The organism is Pseudomonas fragi (genome assembly GCF_002269505.1).
Taxonomy (GTDB): Bacteria; Pseudomonadota; Gammaproteobacteria; order Pseudomonadales; family Pseudomonadaceae; genus Aquipseudomonas; species Aquipseudomonas fragi_D.
In genome coordinates this window covers 1-3,495 of the sequence record NZ_NQKQ01000050.1, presented here as the reverse complement: position 1 = coordinate 3,495, position 3,495 = coordinate 1, and the positions used below count along the sequence as shown (strand labels likewise).

Sequence of the window (3,495 nt, the reverse complement as noted above, 5' to 3'; positions counted from 1 at the left end):
TCGATGCGCGCATCGACATGCGCAGCCATGCCGAGCGCGGCACAGGGCTCGCCCCCGAGGTTAAGCAGTTGCCGAGCCAATGGCGCGACGAGCAGCAACGGGCCGAGGTGATCGACTTTCGGACGGCGCGGATCGAGCAGCAGCAGACTGCCGCCAACCTCGCTCGAGAAATCCCCGACGCAGGCGCGGAGATTGTCAGCCTGTCGGCTGAACGCGAGCAGCGGGCCAAACCAGCGCGTCAGGTTGAAGCCATGCCCGCGGCTGATTTGGTCAAGGCATGGGATAGCCGCAAGGGCGAATTGTATATGGGCTACCGGCAGCGGGCAGAGCGTCTAGAGTTCCGCGTCGATCAGCAGATACAGGCCATCAGCACCAAACGACGGAACGACGAAGCCAACCATGCGAAGAAGCGTCCAGTAGAGCCAACCGGGCTGTTGGCCGCGTTTAAGCGCAGCAGCTACGAGAAGCTCATGTCTGAATGGCGCGCTACCGCCAAGCGGCTCAAGGCGTGGAAAGTGGAGCGGGAGAACGACCTGCGTAAGCGGCTTGAGCGTGTGCGTTGCTACCTGACACCGGGCGGCGGTTTTTCCGTGCGTGACGCCGAGAGGACACTCCAGAAGGAGCGTCCAGAGTGGGCGGCGCGGCTACCGCAAGCCCGTGATGAGGTTCAGCGCGAGAAAGAGGCCAAGAAGCAGGAGCTTTTGGCCCAAAAGCGGGAGCGTCAGGCCCTGCAGAAAGGCAAGCCGGGCCTTGGCAAAGGCAAAGGCCACGGGCTCTAGGCCAGATCCAACGGCATCTGGTTTAGTCGAGCGCGGGCCTCCGCCCAGGACTCACCAGGGAGCGCAAGCCCCTGCTGCGCAATGTCGGCGTCTGTCAGCTTGCCGGCCTTGCGCTTCGCTGGGGCCTTACCCACCGCCTTGGCGGGTTTCTTCGGTCCAAAACTGAACAGCAGATGTGTGACCTTGCGCCCGGTCTTTCGCTGCGCCCACTCCACCTGTAGCGGGCTGTGCTCGTTGATCTGCGTCACGGCTGGATCAAGCACCCACTTCTTGAAGTCCTTGATCGAGGGATACCGGCCTTCCAGTTGAAACCACTCGCGCAACTGGTCAATTTCTATTTCGCGCTGGCCGATGCTGTCCCATTGCATGAGCAGCTCGTAAAGCCTGATGGCGTGGGTGCTGTCCATCTTGGCCACGTCAGCCAAGGCGTATTTGGTGAACTGTTTGGTGAGTTCCGTCAGGTACGGCAGCATGTCTTTGGTGAACCTAAGTTCTACACGGCCCTCACCCTCCCGGTAGATGATTGTTTGCACCCAGCCGGTAATCATCACACTCGGTCTTTTCCCCTTGCCATTGGGCTCTTGGGTTAACCGGACTTCCCGCCGTTTCAGGCGCAGCGCCGCTTCTTTGAGCTGGTTGTAGGAGGATTCGATAGGGACACCCGCCATCGTCGCTATTTCCTCCGCCGTCACTGAATACATCACTTCATCGGTGACAGGCTCGTTCCTCTTCACCTGGCTGATACAGGCCAGAACGATCCGCTGTTCCTGAACACTGAGGCGATACGCGGCCTCGACCAGGGCGTTACTTTTGTAAACCATCGGTGATGAACCCATGCAATGCTCCATGCCACATAAAGGGAGTTAGTAAGCAACTCCCTTTATACAACAAATCCCTCCCTTTACAACAACAAATCCCTCCCTTCTTAACAACAAATCCCTCCCTTAATGGCAACAAATCCCTCCCTTTTTAAACTCTACAGGCCACGGAATACGCGGCCTGTAGGCGTCCTAAAAGGTTTAAAAGGGAAAAGGAAGAAAAGGGTGGAAACGCAAAAAACGCACCACTACGTGGCCCCGTTGGGCCGCGCTTGTGCCCCTGAAGGGGCGGGGGAGGCGTCTGGGAATCCCCGTTTTACCAGTCCCCTATCGCCGCCTGAGAGGGCGCAGGAAGCGAGTAATCAGAGTATCGAGGCGGATTCACCCCTTGGGGCCAACCAATGACGACAGCAGCGCCTGAGAGGGCTACAGAGCGGTTTGGCACCAAAGGGGCAGGGTCAGTCCCCTTTCCCGCGTTTCTTTCCAGCGCGATAGCCCAGCAAGGCCGCCACCGTTGCCACCGTCACCCCAGCAAGCACAGCCAGTGGCGTGTAATTCACACGACGAACGCCTCGCCCCGGTTTGGTGGGCTCATCAATCACAAACTCGTCGGCTTGGTTCATCGTTGAGGTTCCTTCACTCGTTCGGCAATCAGGGCATCCCCGGCGCGCTTCCAGTCGGATCGGCGGACATCGTCGGCGGGCACCTTCGCCAATCCCAGGAGCGCGCCCAGCAATTCGCCACGGTCGAGGGTCGGGTTGCCCGTTTTGGTGTCCACCAACCCGGCGAGAATGAGCAGGCCAGCGGATTGGTACAGTTGGTGGTCGCGGTTCTTACGCTCGGCCTGCTTTTCAGCGTTCACAATTTTGGCCACCGACGCCTTAGCCCGTTGCGCCTTCTCTGCCGCTTTTTCTGCGCGAATTAGGGCGACCAGCTTGCGGCGGTCATCGTCAGTTGCGTCCTTTTTGTCATTCAGCAGCAGCAAAAGCCGCTGATGGTCATTTGGCGATTTAAGCCCACGGATGTAGGCGACACGATCCTCTAGCCATTCCCGCATTTGCTTCTCCATTTTGGTGTCCAGAATCCCGAGTCTAGAGCAGATATGGCAGAGATTGCACGACCTGCGGTATCCTTTGATTTATCAAAGGCGCGCTTAGACGTTTCTCTACGAGAAACACGCGGCCCTCCCGGCGGGTAAGGCAAACCGACTGCATCGGCCCTAAAAACGAAAAGGCAAAAACATGGCGATTGGACGATTGAGCGTGAAGGTTGGCAAGGCGGGGAAAGCTTCCCCGCATGCCGCCTATATCGCTCGCCTCGGCCAATACGAAAAACGGCTTGAGCAGGGGGAAAAGTTGGAGGCGTCCGAATTCGGCAATATGCCGAAGTGGGCCGCGACCAACCCGTTGCACCTTTGGGAAGCCGCCGACGCCTACGAGCGCAAGAACGGAACCACCTACCGCGAGTTTGAAATTGCGCTGCCCCGTGAGATGAATCCGGCGCAACGGCTTGAGCTGGTCCGCGATTTTGTGGGGCAGGAAATTGGCGATCGTCACGCCTTCCAGTTTGCGATCCACACACCGACCGCCGCAGACGGTGGCGAGCAGCCACACGCCCACGTCATGTTTTGCGAGCGAGAGCTTGATGGGATCGAGCGCGACCCCGAGCAGTTTTTCAAACGGTACAACAGCAAGAACCCGGAGCGCGGCGGCGCCAAAAAGGCCAATACGGGGAAAGACCCGGCGACCCGGCGCACCGAGTTGAAAGAGTTGCGCGGTCGTTGGGAAATCATGTGCAACGAACACCTAGTGCGCGGCGGCATCGATGCGCGCATCGACATGCGCAGCCATGCCGAGCGCGGCACAGGGCTCGCCCCCGAGGTTAAGCAGTTGCCGAGC

At 59.2% G+C, this 3,495-nt stretch carries 5 protein-coding genes; 2 read left to right on the top strand and 3 right to left on the bottom strand.

Features of this window, described 5'->3' with window-relative positions:
* Positions 1 to 779 (top strand): hypothetical protein (locus CJU81_RS24140; RefSeq protein WP_217902771.1); only part of this gene is annotated, 779 nt, incomplete at its 5' end.
* Here CJU81_RS24140 and CJU81_RS23370 read toward each other — a convergent pair.
* The 3 genes from CJU81_RS23370 to traD form a co-directional block, all read right to left on the bottom strand.
* A complete protein-coding gene (locus CJU81_RS23370) occupies positions 776 to 1,615 on the bottom strand; it encodes a replication initiation protein (protein WP_095038428.1) in 840 nt (279 codons plus the stop codon). The genes CJU81_RS24140 and CJU81_RS23370 overlap by 4 nt on opposite strands.
* 440 nt (positions 1,616 to 2,055) lie before the next feature.
* On the bottom strand, positions 2,056 to 2,220 hold the full coding sequence (locus tag CJU81_RS24135; RefSeq protein WP_176464906.1) for a hypothetical protein: 165 nt from the start codon (positions 2,218 to 2,220) through the stop codon (positions 2,056 to 2,058).
* Positions 2,217 to 2,666 carry a conjugal transfer protein TraD gene (gene traD / locus CJU81_RS23365; protein WP_254924924.1) on the bottom strand — a complete coding sequence of 150 codons (450 nt, stop codon included), beginning with the start codon at positions 2,664 to 2,666 and terminating at the stop codon, positions 2,217 to 2,219. Before traD ends, CJU81_RS24135 begins: the two co-directional genes overlap by 4 nt.
* A gap of 172 nt (positions 2,667 to 2,838) precedes the next feature.
* Between traD and CJU81_RS23360 the strand changes: the two genes are divergently transcribed.
* Positions 2,839 to 3,495 (top strand): MobA/MobL family protein (locus tag CJU81_RS23360; RefSeq protein ID WP_095038426.1); only part of this gene is annotated, 657 nt, incomplete at its 3' end.

Bases quoted from the DNA above. Each gene is read 5' to 3' on its own strand.
- CJU81_RS23370 (WP_095038428.1), bottom strand. From the start codon at position 1,615: ATGGGTTCATCACCGATGGTTTACAAAAGTAACGCCCTGGTCGAGGCC.
- CJU81_RS24135 (WP_176464906.1), bottom strand. From the start codon at position 2,220: ATGAACCAAGCCGACGAGTTTGTGATTGATGAGCCCACCAAACCGGGG.
- traD (WP_254924924.1), bottom strand. From the start codon at position 2,666: ATGGAGAAGCAAATGCGGGAATGGCTAGAGGATCGTGTCGCCTACATC.